18 protein-coding genes are annotated in these 20,014 nt (G+C 66.1%); 8 read left to right on the plus strand and 10 right to left on the minus strand.

Annotated elements, in window-relative coordinates; genetic code table 11:
* A partial coding sequence (locus BMY03_RS24735; RefSeq protein WP_143067577.1) for a helix-turn-helix domain-containing protein occupies positions 1–267 on the minus strand: 267 nt, incomplete at its 3' end.
* Positions 268–1,111: 844 nt separating this feature from the next.
* Between BMY03_RS24735 and BMY03_RS24745 the strand changes: the two genes are divergently transcribed.
* From BMY03_RS24745 to BMY03_RS24765, 5 genes are all read left to right on the plus strand, one after another.
* Complete coding sequence (locus BMY03_RS24745; protein ID WP_046855389.1) at positions 1,112–1,921, plus strand: gamma-glutamyl-gamma-aminobutyrate hydrolase family protein; 810 nt, start codon at positions 1,112–1,114, stop codon at positions 1,919–1,921.
* Positions 1,922–2,320: 399 nt separating this feature from the next.
* A complete protein-coding gene (gene kdgD / locus BMY03_RS24750) occupies positions 2,321–3,232 on the plus strand; it encodes a 5-dehydro-4-deoxyglucarate dehydratase (RefSeq protein WP_038706239.1) in 912 nt (303 codons plus the stop codon).
* Between the two features lie 102 nt (positions 3,233–3,334).
* Positions 3,335–4,684: an MFS transporter gene (locus BMY03_RS24755; RefSeq protein ID WP_094012515.1), complete on the plus strand. Its 1,350-nt coding sequence runs from the start codon at positions 3,335–3,337 to the stop codon at positions 4,682–4,684.
* Between the two features lie 74 nt (positions 4,685–4,758).
* Positions 4,759–6,312 (plus strand): galactarate dehydratase, encoded by a 1,554-nt coding sequence (gene garD, locus BMY03_RS24760; RefSeq protein WP_094012516.1) that lies wholly within the window; start codon positions 4,759–4,761, stop codon positions 6,310–6,312.
* Between the two features lie 99 nt (positions 6,313–6,411).
* Positions 6,412–7,992: an aldehyde dehydrogenase (NADP(+)) gene (locus tag BMY03_RS24765; protein WP_094012517.1), complete on the plus strand. Its 1,581-nt coding sequence runs from the start codon at positions 6,412–6,414 to the stop codon at positions 7,990–7,992.
* Positions 7,993–8,069: 77 nt separating this feature from the next.
* On the opposite strand, the gene BMY03_RS24770 is transcribed toward BMY03_RS24765, so the two are convergent.
* Together BMY03_RS24770 and BMY03_RS24775 are read right to left on the minus strand one after the other, a co-directional pair.
* Entirely contained in the window at positions 8,070–8,819 is a 750-nt protein-coding gene (locus BMY03_RS24770; RefSeq protein WP_023632887.1) for a FadR/GntR family transcriptional regulator, read from the minus strand.
* A 79-nt stretch (positions 8,820–8,898) separates the two neighbouring features.
* Positions 8,899–9,666: an AraC family transcriptional regulator gene (locus BMY03_RS24775; protein WP_094012518.1), complete on the minus strand. Its 768-nt coding sequence runs from the start codon at positions 9,664–9,666 to the stop codon at positions 8,899–8,901.
* A 109-nt stretch (positions 9,667–9,775) separates the two neighbouring features.
* Between BMY03_RS24775 and BMY03_RS24780 the strand changes: the two genes are divergently transcribed.
* The 3 genes from BMY03_RS24780 (at position 9,776) to BMY03_RS24790 (ending at position 11,710) form a co-directional block, all read left to right on the plus strand.
* A complete protein-coding gene (locus BMY03_RS24780) occupies positions 9,776–10,591 on the plus strand; it encodes a sulfite exporter TauE/SafE family protein (RefSeq protein ID WP_094012519.1) in 816 nt (271 codons plus the stop codon).
* A 64-nt stretch (positions 10,592–10,655) separates the two neighbouring features.
* The gene (locus tag BMY03_RS24785; protein ID WP_094012520.1) at positions 10,656–11,306 is read left to right on the plus strand and encodes a DUF998 domain-containing protein; all 651 of its coding nucleotides are present in this window, start codon (positions 10,656–10,658) and stop codon (positions 11,304–11,306) included.
* Positions 11,307–11,380: 74 nt separating this feature from the next.
* The gene (locus BMY03_RS24790) at positions 11,381–11,710 is read left to right on the plus strand and encodes a hypothetical protein (RefSeq protein WP_023631866.1); all 330 of its coding nucleotides are present in this window, start codon (positions 11,381–11,383) and stop codon (positions 11,708–11,710) included.
* Positions 11,711–11,897: 187 nt separating this feature from the next.
* Here the strand turns inward: BMY03_RS24790 and BMY03_RS24795 are convergent, their stop codons facing one another.
* From BMY03_RS24795 to BMY03_RS24825, 7 genes are all read right to left on the minus strand, one after another.
* Positions 11,898–13,217, minus strand: a complete 1,320-nt coding sequence (locus tag BMY03_RS24795) for a cytochrome c (RefSeq protein WP_094012521.1) — start codon at positions 13,215–13,217, stop codon at positions 11,898–11,900.
* Between the two features lie 11 nt (positions 13,218–13,228).
* Positions 13,229–15,004, minus strand: a complete 1,776-nt coding sequence (locus BMY03_RS24800) for a GMC family oxidoreductase (RefSeq protein ID WP_094012522.1) — start codon at positions 15,002–15,004, stop codon at positions 13,229–13,231.
* Between the two features lie 12 nt (positions 15,005–15,016).
* On the minus strand, positions 15,017–15,763 hold the full coding sequence (locus BMY03_RS24805) for a gluconate 2-dehydrogenase subunit 3 family protein (protein ID WP_094012523.1): 747 nt from the start codon (positions 15,761–15,763) through the stop codon (positions 15,017–15,019).
* Between the two features lie 137 nt (positions 15,764–15,900).
* Positions 15,901–16,887: a 2-hydroxyacid dehydrogenase gene (locus BMY03_RS24810; protein ID WP_038706247.1), complete on the minus strand. Its 987-nt coding sequence runs from the start codon at positions 16,885–16,887 to the stop codon at positions 15,901–15,903.
* Positions 16,888–16,897: 10 nt separating this feature from the next.
* Positions 16,898–18,175, minus strand: a complete 1,278-nt coding sequence (locus BMY03_RS24815; protein ID WP_038706248.1) for an MFS transporter — start codon at positions 18,173–18,175, stop codon at positions 16,898–16,900.
* A 57-nt stretch (positions 18,176–18,232) separates the two neighbouring features.
* The gene (locus tag BMY03_RS24820) at positions 18,233–19,192 is read right to left on the minus strand and encodes a sugar kinase (protein WP_094012524.1); all 960 of its coding nucleotides are present in this window, start codon (positions 19,190–19,192) and stop codon (positions 18,233–18,235) included.
* The gene (locus tag BMY03_RS24825) at positions 19,185–19,955 is read right to left on the minus strand and encodes a sugar phosphate isomerase/epimerase family protein (RefSeq protein WP_094012525.1); all 771 of its coding nucleotides are present in this window, start codon (positions 19,953–19,955) and stop codon (positions 19,185–19,187) included. Before BMY03_RS24825 ends, BMY03_RS24820 begins: the two co-directional genes overlap by 8 nt.
* Positions 19,956–20,014 lie beyond the last annotated feature (59 nt).

Raw genomic sequence — 20,014 nt, forward strand, 5'->3', positions numbered from 1 at the left:
CGGGCCGCGGATATCAAACTGCACGCAAGCTTGCTGAGCGGACAGTCCGTCTTGCTCAATGCACTGCAAAACCTTCAATTTGAACTGCGCGTCGTAGTGGCTGTACTTGGCAATCAAACCGGCTGCACCGTGTTGCTCGTAGCCCTTTACCCAGCGGCGTAACAGCGATGGACTCAGGTCATGCTTGAGCGCCACCTCATGAACACTGCGGGCAGAAAGGCACTCTTCGATGAGTATCTGCTTGAGTGCCAGGTTGTATTTCGTCATGGAACACCCTCCGGTTGGGGATCAGGTGTCCAACTTTCGGGGGTCAGTTCACGTAAGGGCGAAAAGGTGACTATGCGTCATTATAGCAAATGAATGCGCTTAAAACTGTGAAAACCCACGCCGATCGCATTTGACTTTGACTTTGACTTTGACTTTGACTTTGACTTACACAGCGTGTGTTTTGAAAGTTATATACGCATTCATTCGCCATGTCGACGCATACTCACCTTTTCGCCTTTACGGCGACCTCCTTTTCTCTTGGGAAAAGGAGGCAAAACCGTTCGGCTCCGTTCATACGGCCCCTACGCTTCGCTCCGGGGTCCCCTCACTCCGGGCTTGCTCCGGGAGGACGCGCCGACGGGCCATCCATGGCCTGATCGGCGCTTGACGGGCATCCATGCCCGTCACCTCCCTGCGCAAGCCCTCCGTTCGGCCTCTTGAAGTCGCAATTTGTGTCGCCTGAACTATCGCGCGCTTAGAAGCAACAGCAAGGGCAAAGGCAAAAGCTGGGCTGGGCTGGGCTGGGCGTAATGATTTTGCGGAACATGCCTGCATGACATTGCATTGGTGCAAAGAGCCGACTGCGTCGTTAAATATTATTGACCTAGCTTGCGCCAAACCCTTGTCGCCCAAGGCTCCGACCGCCTACAGCCCCCGAAAAATGGCGGCTTGAGGGTTCGTCACTCGTTTGACATATCGAACGGCTCTGGCAAGCTATGAGTCAGGCCCCGACCGACATCGCCTGCAGGGCGAGCCGGCAGTGCTCGGGGCTTCAGGCAGCACTCAAGGCCCCGGCCGTGCGCCTGCACAACAACGACAGGCATGACCTGTCTCAAGGTGACATATGTCCAACAGCAACATTGGCAACAAGCAACCTTCCCTGCGCAAACCCGTCGTCCTCATGACCATGGGCAGCCAAGAGCGCAAAGGCCATGACTATCAGGTCATGACACACAAATACATCTCCCCGCTGGTCGAGTTCTCCGGTTGTGTTCCGGTCCTGGTGCCCACCTGCTGCGGCGTTGAAGACCTCGAGACCTACCTGGACATGGCCGACGGCGTGTACCTGACCGGTGCCGGCAGCAACATCGACCCGGCCCTCTACGGCCAGGACAACCAGACGCCCGGCAAGGGCCAGGACAAGGACCGCGACCTGTTCGACATCCCGCTGGTCAAGGCGGCGATCAAGCGTGGCCTGCCGATCTTCGGCATCTGCCGCGGCATGCAGGAAATCAACGTGGCCCTCGGTGGCGACATCTACCAGAAGGTCTACGCCGAGCCAGGCTTCAACGACCACCGGGAAAACCCCGAAGATCCGGTCGAGGTCCAGTACGCCCAGGTGCACGGCGTGAAGATCAAGCCGGGCAGCTGGCTGCGCGACACCCTCGGCAGCGACGAAATTCGCGTCAACTCGCTGCACGGCCAGGGCCTGCGCAACCTGGGCGCCGGCATCGAGCCGATCGCCCATGCCGAGGATGGCCTGGTCGAGGCGATCCACGCCCCGAGCATCTCGCCCTTCCTGTTCGCGGTGCAATGGCACCCGGAGTGGCAGGCGGCGAAGAACCCCGATTCGATCAAGATGTTCCAGGCCTTCGGCGACGCCTGCCGCGCCCAGGTCCGCAAGTCCCAGGTCAAGCGCAACCAGGCCGCCTGACCCTCTGAAGCTTCGTTAGCTTTGATCGCGGGGCGGCGCAAGGTCGCCCCCGTTTCCCACGGTCACCCTCTGCTGGTCCCAGAACACCTCCCGTGGAAGCGGGCGGCGGGCTTGTGCCTGTCTCCGCGATCTTTTTTCCTCTCTCCCTCATAGAGATACGATGACTCGTAAGGTCTCGTGTCGTTTCGCCGCCCCTATCGCAGCGCAAGCCCGCTCCCGCAGCCCGGCAGAGCTGTCACGTCATGACTATAGGCGCGGGCTGCCCACGCGCTGAGGCCAGATCTGATCACTACCCCCGCAGAAAATCCATGGACAGGGCTAGTCACAGAACAAGTTGTACGATAACTTACCTCCAACCTTGGTACCCCTCCTTCCAAGCGCCACAGGATGCCTATAACAATGAATCCACAAGAACTGCAATCCATCCTCTCCCACGGCCTGCTGTCGTTCCCCGTCACCGACTTCGACGCGGCCGGCGACTTCAACCCCGCAGGCTATGTCAAACGCCTGGAATGGCTCGCCCCGTATGGCGCAAGCGCGCTGTTCGCCGCCGGTGGCACCGGCGAGTTCTTCTCCCTGGCCGCCAGCGAGTACAGCCAGGTGATCAAGACCGCCGTCGACACCTGCGCCACCTCGGTACCGATCCTCGCCGGCGTCGGTGGCTCGACCCGCCAGGCCATCGAATACGCCAAAGAGGCTGAACGCCTGGGCGCCAAGGGCCTGCTGCTGCTGCCCCACTACCTCACCGAAGCCAGCCAGGACGGCGTCGCCGCCCATGTCGAGGCGGTGTGCAAGGCGGTGAACATTGGCGTGGTGGTCTACAACCGCAACGTCTGCCGGCTGAACGCCGACCTGCTGGAACGCTTGGCCGAGCGCTGCCCGAACCTGATCGGCTACAAGGACGGCCTGGGCGACATCGAGCTGATGGTGTCGATTCGTCGCCGCCTGGGCGATCGTTTCAGCTACCTGGGTGGCCTGCCCACCGCCGAGGTGTATGCTGCGGCGTACAAGGCGCTCGGAGTGCCGGTGTATTCGTCGGCGGTGTTCAACTTCGTGCCCAAGACCGCGATGGACTTCTACCACGCCATCGCCCGCGACGATCACGCCACCGTGGCCAAGCTGATCGACGACTTCTTCCTGCCGTACCTGGACATCCGCAACCGCAAGGCCGGTTACGCCGTGAGCATCGTCAAGGCCGGGGCGAAGCTCGCCGGTCATGACGCGGGCCCCGTGCGCACGCCGCTGACCGACCTCACCGCGCAGGAGTACGAGATGCTCGCGGCGCTGATGGACAAGATGGGCCCGCAATAAGCGAGCACCCCGCGGCCTGCCAAAGCCGCCGCCGGAGCAGGGACGCCCCGCTCCGGCCTACAACCAATCCCCGTATAAAAATAACGAGTGGGAGTAACCAGCATGCAAGCGACGCAAAAGACGCATGTACGCTACCTGATCCTGTTGATGCTGTTCCTGGTGACCACCATCAACTACGCCGACCGCGCCACCATCGCCATCGCCGGCTCCAGCCTGCAGAAAGACCTGGGCATCGACGCGGTCACCCTCGGCTACATCTTCTCCGCCTTCGGCTGGGCCTACGTGGCCGGGCAGATCCCCGGCGGCTGGCTGCTCGACCGCTTCGGCTCGAAGAACGTCTACGCCTTCAGCATCTTCACCTGGTCGCTGTTCACCCTGCTGCAGGGCTTCGTCGGCGGGCTGCCGGTGGCCTGGGCGGTGGTCACGCTGTTCACCCTGCGCTTCCTGGTGGGCTTCGCCGAAGCGCCGTCGTTCCCCGGCAACGCGCGGATCGTCGCGGCCTGGTTCCCCACCCAGGAGCGCGGCACCGCCTCGGCGATCTTCAACTCGGCGCAGTACTTCGCCACCGCGCTGTTCGCCCCTATCATGGGCTGGATCGTCTTCACCTTCGGCTGGGAACATGTGTTCGTGGTCATGGGCGTACTGGGTATCGTGTTCTCGGCGGTGTGGATGAAGACCATCTACAACCCGCGCCAGCACCCACGCATAGGCCAGGCCGAACTCGACCATATCGAACAGAACGGCGGCCTGGTGGACATGGACCAGAAACGCGGCGGCGACGGCCCGAAATGGGGCTACATCAAGCAGCTGCTGACCAGCCGCATGCTGCTGGGCGTCTACCTCGGCCAGTACTGCATCAACGCCATCACCTACTTCTTCCTCACCTGGTTCCCGGTGTACCTGGTACAGGAGCGCGGCATGACCATCCTCAAGGCCGGCTTCATCGCTTCGCTGCCGGCGGTATGCGGCTTCATCGGCGGGGTGCTCGGCGGGGTGCTGTCGGACTGGCTGCTGCGCCGCGGCAACTCGTTGACCTTCTCGCGCAAGCTGCCGATCGTCTGCGGCCTGCTGCTGTCGACCACCATGGTGTTCTGCAACTACGTCGAGGCCGAATGGATGGTGGTCGGCTTCATGACCCTGGCGTTCTTCGGCAAGGGCATCGGCGCCCTGGGCTGGGCGGTGGTCGCCGACACCTCGCCCAAGCAGATCGCCGGCCTGTCGGGCGGGCTGTTCAACACCTTCGGCAACATCGCCTCGATCACCACGCCGATCGTCATCGGCTACATCATCAGCGCCACCGGTTCGTTCAAATGGGCTCTTATGTATGTGGGCGCCAACGCCCTGGTGGCGGTGTTCAGCTACCTGGTGATCGTCGGCCCGATCAAGCGCATCGAGCTCAAGGAGCCGCCCAAGCACGAACCTGCGCCCGATGCGGAACTGGCCCGCCAGTAAGCCGGACACGTCGGCGCCCAACGGCGCCGGCGACAGCACCACGCCTGAGAGACAAGACAAGAAGGGCCTGAACCATGCAGCTGATCGAACATTCCGAGTCGCCCCGCTACGTGCGCCTGCACCCCGACGACAACGTCGTGGTGGTGGTCAACGACGGCGGCCTGGGCGAAGGCGCGCGCTTTGCCGATGGCCTGACCCTGGTCGAGAGCGTGCCGCAGAGCCACAAGGTTGCCACCGTGGACATCCGCCAGGGCGAGGCGGTGCGCCGCTATGGCCAGGTCATCGGCCATGCCCTGGCAGACCTGCGCCAGGGCAGTTGGGTCAAGGAAGATCAACTGGCGATGCCGGCCGCGCCCGAGCTTGCCAGCCTGCCACGCTGCGACGCCGTACCCGCCCCCCTGCCGCCACTCGACGGCTTCACCTTCGAGGGCTACCGCAACGCCGACGGCAGCGTCGGCACCCGCAATATCCTCGGCATCACCACCACCGTGCAGTGCGTGACCGGCGTGCTCGACCATGCGGTCAAGCGTATCCGCGCCGAACTGCTGCCCCGCTACCCCAATGTCGACGATGTGGTCGCCCTCACCCACAGCTACGGCTGCGGCGTGGCGATCAACGCCCGCGACGCCTACATCCCGATCCGCACCGTGCGCAACCTGGCGCGCAACCCCAACCTTGGCGGCGAGGCGCTGGTCATCAGCCTGGGCTGCGAAAAGCTCCAGGCCGGCCAGGTGATGCACGAAGGCGATCCGTCCGTGGACCTCAGCGAGCCGTGGCTGTACCGCCTGCAGGATGCAACCTTGGGCTTCGGCGAGATGATCGAGCAGATCATGGCCCTGGCCGAGACCCGCCTGAAAAAGCTCGACCAGCGCCGCCGCGAGAGCGTGCCGGCCAGCGAACTGATCCTCGGCATGCAGTGCGGCGGCAGCGACGCCTTCTCCGGCATCACCGCCAATCCGGCGCTGGGCTATGCCGCCGACCTGCTGGTGCGCGCCGGCGCGACGGTGCTGTTCTCTGAAGTTACCGAGGTGCGCGACGCCATCTACATGCTCACCTCCCGCGCCGAAACGCCGGAGGTCGCCGAAGCATTGGTGCGCGAAATGGACTGGTACGACCGCTACCTGCAGCAGGGCGCCGCTGATCGCAGCGCCAACACCACGCCGGGCAACAAGAAAGGCGGCTTGTCCAACATCGTCGAAAAAGCCCTGGGCTCGATCGTCAAGTCCGGCAGCGGCGCGATCCAGGGCGTGCTCGGGCCCGGCGAGCGGGTAACGCGCAAGGGCCTGATCTTCTGCGCCACCCCGGCCAGCGACTTCGTCTGCGGCACCTTGCAACTGGCGGCCGGGATGAACCTGCACGTGTTCACCACTGGTCGCGGCACGCCCTATGGCCTGGCCATGGCGCCGGTGGTCAAGGTGTGTACCCGCAGCGAGCTGGCCCAGCGCTGGCCGGACCTCATCGACATCGACGCCGGGCGCATCGCCAGCGGCCGGGCGAGCATCGAGGAGCTGGGCTGGGAGCTGTTCCATTTCTACCTGGACGTGGCCAGCGGCCGCAGGCAGACCTGGGCCGAACAGCACCGGCTGCACAACGACATCACCTTGTTCAACCCAGCCCCTATTACCTGAACGACACAGGTGGCGTGGGAGCGGACCTGCCCCGCGATGATGCAATCGCGGGACAAGCCCGCTCCCACGCATTGGCTCAACACTCATCCTGGAGTTTCCATGCCCAATATCCTCGGCCACAACTTCATCGCCGGCCAGCGCAGCGCCCTTGGCCCGCAACGCCTGTACAGCCTCGACGCCACCAGCGGCGAAGCGCTGCCCTACAGCTTCGTCCAGGCCACCGAGGGCGAAGTCGACCGTGCCGCCCGCGCCGCCGCCGACGCCTTCAGCGCGTTCCGCCAACTGCCCCCGGCCCGCCGCGCCGAGTTCCTCGAAGCCATCGCCGCCGAACTGGACGAACTCGACGACCACTTCGTCGCCATCGTCTGCCGTGAAACCGCCCTCCCCGCCGCGCGCATCCAGGGCGAGCGCGGCCGCACCAGCGGCCAGATGCGCCTGTTCGCCCAGGTGCTGCGTCGCGGCGACTACCTCGGCGCGCGCATCGACCTGGCGCTGCCCGAGCGTCAGCCGCTGCCACGGGTGGACATCCGCCAGATGCGCATCGGGGTCGGCCCGGTGGCGGTGTTCGGTGCCAGCAACTTCCCGCTGGCCTTCTCCACCGCAGGTGGCGACACCGCCGCGGCCCTGGCCGCCGGCTGCCCGGTGGTGTTCAAGGCCCACAGCGGCCATATGGCCACCGCCGACCTGGTGGCCTGCGCCATCCTGCGCGCCGCCGACCGCACCGGCATGCCCAAGGGCGTGTTCAACATGGTGTTCGGCGGTGGTGTCGGCGAATGGCTGGTCAAGCACCCGGCCATCCAGGCCGTCGGCTTCACCGGCTCGCTTAAAGGCGGCGACGCGCTGTGCCGCATGGCCGCCGAGCGGCCGCAACCAATTCCGGTGTTCGCCGAGATGTCCAGCATCAACCCGGTGATCGTCCTGCCCGGCGCCCTGGCCAAGCGCGGCGAGGCCATCGCCCGCGAACTGGCAGGCTCGGTGTGCCTGGGCGCCGGTCAGTTCTGCACCAATCCCGGGATGGTGATCGGCTTGCAGTCCCCAGGCTTCAGCCAACTGCTGGGCGAGTTGGGCCAGCACCTGGATCAGCAGGCCGGCCAGACGTTGCTCAATGCCGGCGGTCTGCGCAGTTATGTCGGCGGCCTGGAACATCTGCAGGCCCACGCCGGCATCCAGCATCTGGCGGGGCAGCCGCAGCTAGGCGATCAGGCCCGCGCCCAGCTGTTCAAGGCCGATGCCCGCCTGCTGGCAGAGGCCGACCCGCTGCTGCAGGAGGAGGTGTTCGGCCCGGCCACGGTGGCCGTGGAGGTCGCCGACGAGGCACAGTTGCGCGCCGCCCTGCTCGGCCTGCGCGGCCAGCTCACCGCCACGCTGATCGGCGAGCCGGACGACCTCGAGGCCTTTGCCTGGCTGGTGCCGCTGCTCGAAGAGAAGGTCGGGCGCATCCTGGTCAATGGCTACCCGACCGGGGTCGAGGTGTGCGACGCCATGGTCCATGGCGGGCCTTACCCGGCGACCTCGGATGCCCGTGGCACTTCGGTGGGAACGCTGGCGATCGATCGCTTCCTGCGGCCGGTGTGCTACCAGAACTACCCGCAGGCTTTGCTGCCGGAGGCGTTGCGCGATGGCAACCCTTTGGGGCTGCGGCGGCTGGTGAATGGACAGTGGAGCGAAGGGGCAGTCTGACTACCTGGAAACGCGATTGGAAACGACGTGGGAGCAGGCCTGATACCGGGCTCCCACGCGTTTGACCACCTCGGACGTCAGCCCCGCTGCGCCTCGGCCTCTTCATGGGCCTGGCGCAGGCGTTCGCGGCTGTTGCTCAGGTGCATGCGCATGGCCATCTTGGCGCCTTCGCTGTCGCGCCGGGCGATCGCCTCGTAGATCGCTTCGTGCTCGTGCATCAACCGGCTCATGTAATGCGCCTGGTCGTCATGGGCCAGGCGCGCCGAGTTGAGCCGGGTACGCGGGATGATGCTGGTGCCCAGGTGATTGATGATGTCGGCGAAGTAGTGATTGCCGCTGGCCTGGGCAATGCGCAGGTGGAACTGGAAGTCCGCCGACACCGCATCCGAGGCATGGGCCGCGCCCTCGTTGAGCTCGTCCAGCGCGGCGCGCATGCCGGCCAGTTGCTCGTCGCTGCGACGCTCGGCCGCAAGGCCCGCCGACTCGATCTCCAGGGCAATGCGCAACTCCAGCACCGCCAGCACCTCGCGCAGGGTGACGATGGTCGCCGGGTCGATACGAAAACCCCCGGTACTTGGGGTGTCCAGCACGAAGGTGCCGATACCGTGGCGGGTCTCGACCTGGCCTGCGGCCTGCAGCCGCGAGATGGCCTCACGCACCACCGTGCGGCTGACCCCTTCCTCGGCCATGATCTGCGATTCGGTGGGCAGCTTGTCGCCGCGTTTGAGCTGGCCGCTGCGAATGCGCTCGGTCAGCACCGTGACCAGTTCCTGGGCCAGACTGCGTGGCTTGCGCCGGGTCCGTGCCTGTACCTGCTGCTCTGTCATGCCCTGTCTGTCTGGTTGTGGAAGACAGGCGCGATGATAGCGCAAGCAGTTGTACGATCACATACGTCCGGGCGGGTTTTCATGCGCCGTGGCGCGCCGCCGAGGGCGTGTGGCCCATGACCTTGCGGTACAGGCTGGAGAATGCGCTGGGGCTCTCGTAGCCCAGGTCCAGGGCGATGGCCGTCACCGCCTCGCCTGCCGCCAGGCGTGTCACCGCCGCCATCAGGCAGGCCTGCTGGCGCCATTGGCCGAACGACAGCCCGGTCTGCTCGCGAAAACGCCGGCTGAAGGTGCGCGGGCTGCAGTTGAGTTGACGCGCCCAGGCCTCGGCCCGGGCATGGATCAACGGCTGCGCCAGGAACGCCTGGCACAGGGCCGCCAAACGTGGCTCCGTCGGCATCGGCGCGAACAGCGGCAGGCGCTCGGCCTGGCCCAGCTCGTGCAGCAGCAGCCCCAGCAGCAGGCCGTCGCGCCCCGCCTCGTCATGCAGTGCCGGCACTTCGGCGCTGGCCAGCAATAGCTGGTGCAGCAGCGGTTGGACACGCAATGCCTCGCATAGCGGCCCCGGGCGAGGCAGTGCTGTCGGCTCGATGTAGAGGCTGCGGGTACTCACGCCGCGCATGCGCACCTGGTGCGGCTTGCCGGGAGGAATCCACACGCCGCTGCCGGGTGGAATGACCCAGGCGCCATCGTCGGTCAACACCTCCATCAGCCCGCTCATCCCGTACAGAAATTGCGCCCGGCGATGGACGTGCCTGGGCAACAGGGTGTCGGGCGGGTAATCGGTGGCGATGGCCAGTACCGCACGGGGGGTGGCATCGACTTGGGACAGGGGAACATTGCGCATGACAACAGGCTCTGGCCGTGATGCGATGATTATTGGCCAATTGGCGCAAGCCGGCCAAGAGGCAGGGGCCTACGCTGGGAGCCCCTGTCCTGGCCCTGAGGCTGTTCCCATGCTCTACCCCCTGCTTGGCTTGTTCGGCTTGTGTGCCGGCGTCACCACCTTGCTGTTCGGCTTCGGCGGCGGGTTCTTCGCCGTGCCGCTGCTCTATGCCCTGCTGCTGACCAGCCACGGCGCAGGCACGGCCGTGGCGGAGCATGCCATGCAGATCGCCGTGGCCACCTCGGCCACGGTGATGATCTTCAGCAGCGCCCTGGCCACCTGGCGCCACCACCGAGCCGGCAGCCTGCGCTGGGACCTGGTGCGGCCCCTGGCGCCGGCCATAGCCATAGGGGCGCTGCTCGGCGCCTGGGCCGCCCTGTACGTGACCAGCGCCTGGCTGCGCGGGTTGTTCATCGCCTATCTCCTGCTCAGCCTGCTCGATGCCTGGCTGCGCCCGGGCTTCGTCCGCACAAGCGGGCAGGCACTGGCTGAAATGAGCCGTACCGGCGCAACCCTCGCCGGCCTGCCCATCGGCGCGCTGGCGGCGCTGCTTGGCGTCGGTGGCAGCGTGATGACCGTGCCGCTGATGCGCCGCCGCGGCGCCAGTATGCGCACCGCCACTGCCATGGCCAATCCGCTGTCGCTGCCCATGGCCCTGGCGGCCACGCTGGTCTATGCCCTGGTGCCGAGCAGTCAGGCTGACCTGGGCTCCGGCGTGCTCGGGCTGATCGACCTGCGCGCCGCCCTGGTTATGACCGTCGGTGCCTGGCTGGGCATGCACCTGGCCGCGCCGTTGCTGGGGCGCATCCCCGACCACGTGCATGCCCGGGCCTACCTGGCGCTGCTGGCCTGCGTACTGCTGGTGATGCTGCTCGTTGGCGATTGAGCCTGGCCATGGGACATGCCCGCGCTGTAGGCTGCGACCTGCTCTCTCCAAGGAAGGAAACCGCATGAAGACGTTCGATCGCCTGCTGCTCGCCACTGGCCTGCTCATTCCGCTCTGGCTGTTGTCGGGCGTTGGCCTGACCGCCCTGGCCTATCCCGGCTACGACCATCTGCAACAGGCCATGAGCCAGCTCGGCGCGGTCGGCGCGCCGACCCATGGCTTCTCGCCCTGGGTCAACAACTTCCCCTTGGCGTTGCTCTTCGGCCTGTTCGGCTGGGGCCTGGCGCGGCGCTGGCAGTACTCGGGTCTGGCTCGGTTGAGCGCGGGGCTGGTGCTGCTGCACGCTGTCGGCAGCCTGGGTACCGGCTGGTTCCCCTGCGACCAGGGCTGCGCGCCGCTGGAGCCGTCATTCTCGCAACAGATGCACAACCTCAGCGGCCTGCTGATGTTCCTCTCGCTGACCCTGGCCAGCGTGTTGTGGATCTGGCTGGGCAAACGCGTGGCAGGTTCCCCCTGGCTGGGAAGGTGGTCGCTACTGTGCTCGGTGCTGGCGATGATCACCGTGGTGCTGATGGCCAAAGCCGCGCAAGGCGGTGAACTGTTCGGCCTGTACCAGCGCCTCAACTACGGCATCAGCGTGTTGTGGGTTGCCGCCCTGGCCCTGCAATCGTTGCGCTGGCGTTCGCGCGATGGCCTGCAAATGGCCATCGCCTGACGGCAAACTGCTGGCCCCCAGGCGTCGAAAGCGCGGGCAAACTTCGTTTTCCTTCAGATGCTTAGGACAGCAACATGCGCGTAATTCTAGCAACCGTGGCTGGCTGCCTGCTGGCCACGACCGCCTTTGGCGCCCAGGCCCGGGCCCTGAGCCAGAACGATCGCCAGGTGTGCGGCTGGGGCGCGCAGATCGCCGCCGAGGCGCAACAGGCCAAGCTTTCCGGGGTGACCCTGTATGCCACGCGCAAGAAGCTGCAGGCACGCAAGTTCGCCAAGCCATGGATGCGCATGACGGCGTTCGGGATCACCGAGCAGACGTATAACAGTCGCTCGCGGCTGAAGCCTGCGGCGATCAAGCAGACGTATTACGAGCAATGCGCCCAGCATGCAGTCGCTAAAAATTAATTCATATAATTCAAATAGTTATGAGTTATATCAAATGTATTTTATTAGAACATGCTGAAGTGATTTCGAGGTATTCGGCGGCGTAATCGGCAACCGGTGGGAGCGGGCTTGCCCCGCGATCTGGCCAAGCGGCCATCGCGGAACAAGCCCCCTCCCACAACACCTCCCTGTCAATCGAGCCTGTCGATCAAGGCTCCACAATCCCCGTGGTATCACCGATCAGCGTCTGAGCCTTGAGCGGCACCGGTGCTGCCTTGCGTAGCGCCGCCACCTGCCCCGCGGTCACCGCCGCGGCCTGGTTGCCCCAGCTGCTGCGAATGAAGTTGACCACATCGGCCACCTGCTGGTCCGACAGCCGCCAGCCGAAGCCGGGCATGCTGAACGTCGACGGCGCGCTCGCCGTGGCCGGTAGGGTCGCGCCTTCCAGCACGATGTGGATCAGCGAGGTGGCATCCTGCCCCTGCACCACTGGATTGCCTGCCAGCGCCGGGAACACCCGGGCATAGCCTTGGCCGTTGGTACGGTGGCAAGCCCCGCAGTTGTCCACGTACAACGCCGCGCCCGTCTTGCCGTCATTGCCTTGCCACAGCGCCTGGGCCGCGCTGGGGTCCGCCTGGAACGGCTGGTCGTCCGGGTTGCTCGGCGGCAAGGTCTTCAGGTAGCGGGCAATGGCCGTCAGGTCGGCATCGCTCATGTACTGCATGCTGTGCTCGACCACGTCGCTCATGCCGCCGAACACCGCGGTGCGCTCGTTGCGGCCGGTCTTGAGGAAGGCGACGATCTGCGCCTCGTTCCAACTGCCCAGGCCGTCCTTGTGGTCGCCGCGCAGGCTCTTGGCGATCCAGCCCTCAAGCGGTGCGCTGCCGGCCAGGAAGGCGTCGCCGTCGTTGGTATCCAATGCCTTTTCCTGCATGGTGATCGCCCGTGGCGTATGACAGGCGCCGCAATGGCCCAGCCCTTCGACCAGGTAGGCACCCCGCGCCACCACCGGATCACGCCCTGCGGCTTCGAACGGCTTGACCTCGGGCGCGAACAACCCACGCCAGAACGCCAGCGGCCAGCGCATGCTCAATGGCCAAGGGATGTCGCTGGCCTTGTTCTGCTGCGCCACCGGCTGCACGCCGTGCATGAAGTAGGCATACAGCGCCTGCATGTCCTGATCGCTGACCCTGGCATAGGACGGGTATGGCATGGCCGGATACAGCGTACTGCCATCCTTGCCGATGCCCTGGCGCACGGCGCGCTCGAAGTCTTCGTAGCGATACTGGCCGATGCCGCTGGCGTGCGGGGTGATATTGGTCGAATAGAGGGTGCCGATCGGCGTCTCCATCGGCAGCCCGCCGGCGAAGGGCTTGCCGCCCTTGGCGGTGTGGCAGGCCACGCAGTCGCCGGCACGGGCCAGGTACTCGCCCTGCTTGACCAAGGCTGGATCGACGCCGTCGGCGGCGTGCAGCAAGGTGCTCGCACCCAGGCCGAGCATGGCGATGAACAGTGTCTTGAGTTTCATGACCGGCCTCCTCATGCCTGCACCAGTGGGCCGGGGTTCTTCAGGTAGCGTTCGCGGATCGCCCGCGCCGACCAGTAGGTCAACGCCGCCACCAGCCCGGTGGGGTTGTAGCCCAGGCCCTGGGGGAAGGCCGAGGCGCCGGGCACGAACACGTTGTGCACGTCCCAGCATTGCAGGTAGCGGTTGAGCGCGCTGGTCTTCGGGTCGGTGCCCATGATTGCGCCACCATTGAGGTGGGTGGTCTGGTAGGTGGAGGCATCGAAGTGCTGGCCGAAGGCCTTTTTCCCCGCGCTGATCGCCTTGGGCCCCATGGCTTCGGCGATCTTGCCCATGCGCTCGACCATGAAACGGTTCATCTTCACGTCGTTGTCCTTCCAGTCGAAGGTCATGCGCAGCAACGGCTGGCCGTAAGCGTCCTTGTACACCGGGTCCAGGTCGAGGTAGTTGTCGCGATAGGACTGGTGCGCGCCGTGGGCGTCCATCGACAGCATATGCCGGTAGCTGTCGGCCACCGCGGCCTTCCAGCCACTGCCCCATTTCGGCGTGCCCGGTGGCACCTTGGTACCGGAGATCGGCTTGGCGCCCGCCTGGTTGACCCAGAACGGCGAGCCGCCGACGAAACCGTGGGGGCCATGGTCGAAGTTATCGGCGTTGAAATCGTCCACCGCCACACCGTTGCCGCCGGCACCGATGAAGGGGTTGGTATGGTGGCTGTCGCGATCAAAGAACGCGGTCACGGTGGAGATGTTCTGGTAGGCGAAGTTGCGCCCCACCACGCCTTGGTTGCTGACCGGATCGTAGGGTTTGCCAATGCCCGAGAGCAGCATCAGGCGCACGTTGTTGTACTGGAAGGCGCCGAGGATCACCAGGTCGGCCGGTTGCTCGACCTCGCGCCCCTGGCTGTCGACATAGGTCACGCCGGTGGCCAGGCGTTTGTCCTCGGTCAGGTTGACCCGCAGCACATGGGCATTGTTGCGCAACTCGAAGTTCGGCACCTGGCGCAGGGCTGGCAGGATATTCACGTTGGGCGAGGCCTTGGAGTACATGTAGCAGGCATAGCCGCTGCAGTAACCACAGAAGTTGCACGGTCCCATCTGCGCACCGTACGGGTTGGTGTAAGGCCCCGAGGTGTTGGCCGACGGCAGGTTGTAGGGGTGATAGCCGACTTCACGGGCGGCCTTCTCGAACAGTTGCGCCGACACGGTGTTCTTCTGCGCCACCAGCGGGAAGTCGCTGGAGCGGTCGGCGGCGAACGGGTTGCCGCCCTTGTCGCGGCCCACCACCTGGCCCTTGATCGACCAGGCCGTGCCGGAGGTACCGAACACCTTCTCGGCGAAATCGAAGTACGGCTCCAGCTCTTCGTAGCTCACGCCGAAGTCCTGGATGGTCATGCCTTCGGGGATGAAGGCCTTGCCGTAGCGCTCCTCGTAGTGGCTGCGCAGGCGCAGCTCCACCGGGTCGACGCGAAAATGCACGCCGGACCAGTGCAGCCCCGCCCCACCCGTGCCGGTGCCGGGCAGGAAGGCGCCGAACTGGCGATACGGCACGGCCACGTCGTTGACGCTGTGGCGCAGGGTCACGGTCTCGCGGGAGATGTCCATGAACAGCTTCTTGCGCGAGTTGTAGGTCAGCTCGTCCATGGTCTGCGGGTAGACGCCATCCGGGTAGGTGTCCCGGGCCGGGCCACGCTCCAAGGCGAGCACCTGCAGGCCGGCCTCTGTCAGCTCCTTGGCCATGATCGCCCCGGCCCAGCCGAAACCGACGATGACTACATCGACTTTCTTCATCTGGCTCATGCTTCAACCCCGCTCGCCGCTGATGGAGACCGGCGGGAACGGATAACGCTCGTCGCGCTCCACCCAGTCCATGAAATCGGCGCGGGCGCCTGGGAAGCCCACCAGCTTCCAGCCGACCAACCCCTGGTTGCCACCGTGCAGCGGATCACTGAAAAAGCCTTCGCGGGTGTTGAGCCAGAGCATGTTGAAGAAGGTGGCCGCCGGCAACGAGGCAAATGTCACCGTACCGCCGTCCAGGGCCTCCAGTACCTGCTGCTGGCGCGCAAGATCGAGCTGGGCGAACGCCTTGCCGAACTGCGCCTTGCACCAGGCGTCGGTCTCGGCGATGCCCAGCCGGTAGATCTCCTGGGGGTTGAGCTTGAGCTGGTAGCCCAGCTCGCTGGGGGCGTCGGGGTGGAATGGCCCCTGCATGTACCACAGCCCGCCACTGCCGTAGCGGGTGTTGAGCTGGCGGTCGATGAACTCGGGCACGCCGGCATCGGCCGCGCCCGCGCCCAGGGCATCAGTGGGGATGAGCACGGCCACGGCGGCGCTGACGAAGGCCCACTCCTCCTGGGTGAAGAAGGTCGGCTGGTAGGCGCGCGCGGTGACCGGCCGGGCCGGTTCGGCGGCTGCCGGGGTGGCGCTGTCGGCGAGCACTGCACCGCCCAGTCCCGTGCTGGCGAGGGTCGCCACCGGGATCAGGGTCAGGGATTGGCGCAGGAACGCCCGGCGCGCCGGTTGCACGGAGGCGGGTTGGTCCTTGGACATGAGGATGTCTCTCTGTTGATCAGGTCATACGGGAATCGTCGCTCCTTTGGTGGGTGGGGCCAGGGCTGCGCAGCGGCCCCACTCCTCGAAATCACACAAGAGCTGTTGTTATCAGGCAAACGAAACGCTTGCCAGGTTCAACGCATACGCAACTCCCACGCCCTCGGGTTGACCAGGTTCGCCGGCCGCTCGCCGGCCAGCGCGGCCAGCAGGTTGTCCACCGCGCAGCGGGCCATGGCTTCGCGGGTCTCCAGCGTGGCCGAGCCGATATGCGGGGTGACCACCAGGTTGTCTAGTTGCAGCAGCGGCGAATCGGCCGCCAGCGGCTCCTGCACGAACACGTCCAGCCCGGCGCCGCGAATGCGCCGCTCGGCCAGGGCCTGGAGCAAAGCCGCCTCGTCCAGCACTCGGCCACGGGAGATGTTCACCAGGATCGCAGATGGCTTCATCAGCGCCAGCTGTGGCGCGCCGATCAGGTTCTCGGTCGCGGCGGTCAACGGCAGGCACAGGCAGACGAAATCGGACTCGGCCAGCAATGCCTCCAGGCTGCGATGCGCGGCGGCGAACCGCGCCTCCACTTCGGGCCGCGGCTGACGGGTGTGGTACAGCACGCGCATGCCGAAACCGGCATGCGCGCGTCGGGCCAGGGCCTCGCCGATACGGCCCATGCCGACGATGCCCAGGGTCTTGCCCTGCACGTCGCAGCCGAACTGCGCCGGCCCGATCCCGGCCCGCCAGTGGCCGGCGCGAATCCAGCCATCGAGCTCGACCACGCGCCGGGCACAGGCCAGGATCAGCGCGAAACCGGTGTCGGCGGTGGTTTCGGTGAGCACGTCGGGAGTGTTTGTCAGCAGCACCCCACGCTGATCCAGCGCCTCGATATCGTAGTTGTCCACGCCCACCGACACGCTGGAGATCACCTCCAGCTGCGGCGCCAGGTCGAGCAGCGCGCGGTCCAGGCGCAGGCTGGCGCCCAGCAGGCCATGGGCGCCCGGCAGCGCCGCGCGCAAGCGCACCAAGCCATCGGCGGCCGGCGCCTCGACCAGGGTCACCTCGGCCTGCGCGTGCAGGCGCGCCATCAGTTCATCGGACAGGCGTTTGTAGGCGACGATGCGCTTTTTCATGCTGAGGCTCCTATCGGCTCGGCGCCAGGCTTTGCCGGCGCGCCTGTTGCAAGGGGTTGAGGACGGCGGTCAGGGCCACGGCCAACAGCAGTGCACCGCACATGAACAGGTACGAAGCGCCGGGGCCGCCGGTGACACCATTGAGGTAGCCGACCAGGTACGAGCCCGAGAACGAGCCCAGCGCGCCCATGCTGTTGATCAGCGCCATGGCGCCCCCGGCGACGTTGGCCGGCAACAGTTCGGGAACGATCGCGAAAAACGGCCCGTAGGGCGCGTACATGCAGGCGCCGGCGATCACCAGCAAGGCGTATGACCACCAGAAGTGCTCGGTACCCAGGGCATAGGAGCCGTAGAACGCCAGCGCGGCGATCAGCAACGGCGGCCAGACGAAGCGCTTGCGCTTCTGCAGGCGGTCCGAGGCCCACGACACCCCGAGCATGGCCAGCACCGCCCCCAGGTACGGCACCGCCGACAGCCAGCCGGCGGTGACGATGTCCAGCGCGGCGGCCTGCTTGAGGATCGACGGCAGCCAGAGGACGAAGCCATACACGCCGATGCTCCAGCAGAAGTACTGCAACGACAGGATGATCACCGTGGGCGAGCGGAATGCCTCGGCATAGTTCTTCACCGGCTTGATGCCCTGCTGCTCGGCGTCCAGCGCTTGGCGCAGCGCGGCCTTCTCCCGGGCATCGAGCCACTTGGCCTGCTCCGGTCGGTCATCGACCAGGCGCCACCAGATGAACGCCCAGAGAATGGCCGGCGCGCCCTCGATGATGAACATCCAGCGCCAGTCGAACTGCTGCACCAGGTAGCCCGAGACCACCGACATCCACAGGATGGTCACCGGGTTGCCGAGGATCAGGAAGGTGTTGGCCCGCGAGCGCTCGGCGCGGGTGAACCAGTGACACAGGTAGATGAGCATGGCCGGCATCACCGCCGCCTCGACCACGCCCAGGAGAAAGCGGATGGCGATCAGCCAATAGACGTCGTGGACGATCCCGGTCAGCGTGGCCAGCCCGCCCCAGAGGATCAGGCTGGCGAAGATCAGCTTCTTCACGCTGCGCTTCTGCGCGTACAGGGCGCCGGGCACCTGGAAGAAGAAGTAGCCAAGGAAGAACAGCGCGCCGAGCAGCGACGACAGCGCCGGGGTGATCTTCAGGTCGTCGGCCATGCCCGAGGCCGCGGCGAAGCCGTAGTTGGCCCGGTCGAGGTAGGCCAGGCTGTAGGTGATGAAGACGATGGGCATGATGTACCACCAGCGTCTGGGTGCGAGTCGATCGATCTGCATGGGTGTTCTCCTGGTCTTGTTGTTCTTGTCACATCAGGTTGCGTACAGGCCGGCGCTTCAGCGTGCTTCGCGCTCAGGGCTTTCGTGGTGGTCCAGTTCATGACGTTGCGGCAGGCCTTCCATGTCGCCGCGGCTCTGCACCGCGCGGCTGCCGCACCAGTTGCCGCGGGCCACGGCGCGGCGCAGCGGCAAGCCTTCGAGCAAGGCGCTGATCACCCCGACGGCGAAGGCATCGCCCGCGCCCACGGTGTCCACTACCCGCGCGACCGGCTGGCCGGGCACCACGCCATGGGCACCCTGGGCATCGCGCCAGTAGGCGCCTTCGGCCCCCAGCTTGATCGCCACGTACTGCGCGCCCTGCTCTAGGTAGAACTCGGCGATGGCCTGCGGCGCCTGCCGGCCGGTGAGCAGGCGCCCCTCCTCCAGCCCTGGCAGCACCCAGTCGGCCTTGGCCGCCAGGGCGTTGACCTCGCGCACCATGGTCTGGCGGTCGGGCCACAGTGACGGACGCAGGTTGGGGTCGAAGGAAATGCTGCGGCCATTGGCTCGCATGCCGTCCAGCAACTGGTGACACAGTTCGCGGCAACTGCCTGAAAGCGCCGCCGGAATGCCCGTGGCATGCAGGTGCCGGGCCTGCAACAACGCCGGCCGCACCAGCGCGGGCGACAGCCGACTGGCCGCCGAGCCACGGCGGAAATACTCGACTTTCGGATCGCTGCCATCGTCGCAGCGCTCCTTGAGCTGGAACCCCGTGGGGTGCCCGGCATCGACCTCGACACTGGAACAGTCCAGGCCTTCGCGGCGCAGGCTGTCGAGCACGAAGGCACCGAGCGAGTCGTCACCGACCCGGCTCAGCCATTGCACCCGCAGGCCCAGGCGTGACAGGCCGATGGCCACGTTGCTGTCGGCACCGGCGATGCGTTTGCCAAAGCCCTCGACCTGGGCCAGGTCGCCCGGCTGCGCCGCCACGAACATGGCCATGGTTTCACCGAAGCACAGCACGTCATGCTCAGCCATGGCACACCTGCCCTTCCAGCTCGGCCAGTTGCGCGACCTGGCGCGCCGTCAGTGCCAGCAGGTCCTCGCCGGCCAGGGGGTACTCGATGGCACGCGGCAGGCCCGGGGCGAAATGCGTCATCAATTCGCGCCACTGGGCCAGGTCGAGGTCCTCGGGCACCACGGCTACCAGGCGCCCGTCGGCGCGGCGCGCCACCGCCTTGCAGTGCACGTAGCGCACCCAACGCCCCAGCAATTGCGCGGCCAGCAGCGGCGACTCGTCGTGCCAGTACCAGTTGCCGATGTCGAAGGTCATGCCCGGCGCCACGCCTTGCGCCTGGGCCTCGCGGAAAAACTTCACCAAGGTCGGCAGCCGCCCACCGTAGGGCGTCTGGTCGTTTTCCACGTACAGCGCCGTCTTGTGTTGCAACAGTGGTGCCAGCGCCAGTAAATCGCAGCCATCCTGGTAATGACCCAGCGACACCTTGAGTGCCACCGCGCCGATCTCGCTCGCCAGTTGCAGGCGCTGGGCAATCGCGGGCTCCAGGCTGCCATCCTCGCGCCACAGTTCCAGTGGCGTGGAGTAGAGACTCTGCAGGCCATGCTCGGCGGCCAGGTTGGCCAGGGTAGCGGCATCAGGCGCAGCGTCGAACAGCTCCTCGCGCCATTCCACCCGCCGTGCCCCTGCCGCAGCGAGCAACGGCAGGTAGCTGGCCTGGCCCAACCGCCTTACGGCATCGGCACCGAAACTCGACAAGCTGATGGAAACAGTGTGCGTGCGCATCGTGGTAATCCTTGTTCTTGTGGATGAAACCGGTTTCATTTTTCTCCGGCAACAACGGC

Origin of the sequence: Pseudomonas soli (assembly GCF_900110655.1) — a bacterium.
GTDB lineage: Bacteria > Pseudomonadota > Gammaproteobacteria > Pseudomonadales > Pseudomonadaceae > Aquipseudomonas > Aquipseudomonas soli.

Excerpts from the sequence above, each read along its gene's own strand:
- BMY03_RS24745 (WP_046855389.1), top strand. The coding sequence starts at position 1,112 with ATGTCCAACAGCAACATTGGCAACAAGCAACCTTCCCTGCGCAAACCC.
- kdgD (WP_038706239.1), top strand. The coding sequence starts at position 2,321 with ATGAATCCACAAGAACTGCAATCCATCCTCTCCCACGGCCTGCTGTCG.
- BMY03_RS24755 (WP_094012515.1), top strand. The coding sequence starts at position 3,335 with ATGCAAGCGACGCAAAAGACGCATGTACGCTACCTGATCCTGTTGATG.
- garD (WP_094012516.1), top strand. The coding sequence starts at position 4,759 with ATGCAGCTGATCGAACATTCCGAGTCGCCCCGCTACGTGCGCCTGCAC.
- BMY03_RS24765 (WP_094012517.1), top strand. The coding sequence starts at position 6,412 with ATGCCCAATATCCTCGGCCACAACTTCATCGCCGGCCAGCGCAGCGCC.
- BMY03_RS24770 (WP_023632887.1), bottom strand. The coding sequence starts at position 8,819 with ATGACAGAGCAGCAGGTACAGGCACGGACCCGGCGCAAGCCACGCAGT.
- BMY03_RS24775 (WP_094012518.1), bottom strand. The coding sequence starts at position 9,666 with ATGCGCAATGTTCCCCTGTCCCAAGTCGATGCCACCCCCCGTGCGGTA.
- BMY03_RS24780 (WP_094012519.1), top strand. The coding sequence starts at position 9,776 with ATGCTCTACCCCCTGCTTGGCTTGTTCGGCTTGTGTGCCGGCGTCACC.
- BMY03_RS24785 (WP_094012520.1), top strand. The coding sequence starts at position 10,656 with ATGAAGACGTTCGATCGCCTGCTGCTCGCCACTGGCCTGCTCATTCCG.
- BMY03_RS24790 (WP_023631866.1), top strand. The coding sequence starts at position 11,381 with ATGCGCGTAATTCTAGCAACCGTGGCTGGCTGCCTGCTGGCCACGACC.
- BMY03_RS24795 (WP_094012521.1), bottom strand. The coding sequence starts at position 13,217 with ATGAAACTCAAGACACTGTTCATCGCCATGCTCGGCCTGGGTGCGAGC.
- BMY03_RS24800 (WP_094012522.1), bottom strand. The coding sequence starts at position 15,004 with ATGAAGAAAGTCGATGTAGTCATCGTCGGTTTCGGCTGGGCCGGGGCG.
- BMY03_RS24805 (WP_094012523.1), bottom strand. The coding sequence starts at position 15,763 with ATGTCCAAGGACCAACCCGCCTCCGTGCAACCGGCGCGCCGGGCGTTC.
- BMY03_RS24810 (WP_038706247.1), bottom strand. The coding sequence starts at position 16,887 with ATGAAAAAGCGCATCGTCGCCTACAAACGCCTGTCCGATGAACTGATG.
- BMY03_RS24815 (WP_038706248.1), bottom strand. The coding sequence starts at position 18,175 with ATGCAGATCGATCGACTCGCACCCAGACGCTGGTGGTACATCATGCCC.
- BMY03_RS24820 (WP_094012524.1), bottom strand. The coding sequence starts at position 19,192 with ATGGCTGAGCATGACGTGCTGTGCTTCGGTGAAACCATGGCCATGTTC.
- BMY03_RS24825 (WP_094012525.1), bottom strand. The coding sequence starts at position 19,955 with ATGCGCACGCACACTGTTTCCATCAGCTTGTCGAGTTTCGGTGCCGAT.